This window comes from Anaerotignum faecicola (assembly GCA_024460105.1).
Lineage (GTDB): Bacteria > Bacillota > Clostridia > Lachnospirales > Anaerotignaceae > JANFXS01.
The window spans coordinates 1-489 of sequence record JANFXS010000191.1; the positions used below are offsets into that span (position 1 = coordinate 1).

1 protein-coding gene is annotated in these 489 nt (G+C 46.0%); it reads left to right on the plus strand.

The window, feature by feature from the left end; genetic code table 11:
- The coding region (locus tag NE664_13470; GenBank protein ID MCQ4727641.1) for a carbohydrate ABC transporter permease at positions 1–489 on the plus strand (489 nt) is incomplete at both ends.

Below are 489 nucleotides of genomic sequence, written 5' to 3' on the forward strand. Positions count from 1 at the left end.
GAATCCCTCTCTGGATAACTACACAAAGGCCATGGCAGAAGGCCATTTTGGCGTTTACTTCTTCAATACGGTATTTGTCAGCCTTGTAGCCACATTTCTGACGATTGTAGTCAACGTGATGAGTGGATACGCCTTTGCCAAGTACCATTTCAAGGGAGATAAGATTCTGTTTGGCATTGTCCTGGCAACGCTGATGGTACCGCTGGAAGTTATTATGATACCCATTTTCAAGGTGATTGTGGCGACTCATTTATACAATAACTTGTGGGGGCTTATTATTCCGGCAGTCGCTTCCCCGACTGCGGTATTTCTGGTCCGCCAGTATTATGTGGGAATTCCGGATGCGTATATGGAGGCGGCCAGAATTGACGGTGCATCGGAGTTAAATATTCTCTTGAAAATCATGCTTCCCATGGCGAAGCCGGTCATATCGGTTCTCTGTATCTTTTCCTTTATGTGGAGATGGAACGATTATCTGTGGCCGAAGCT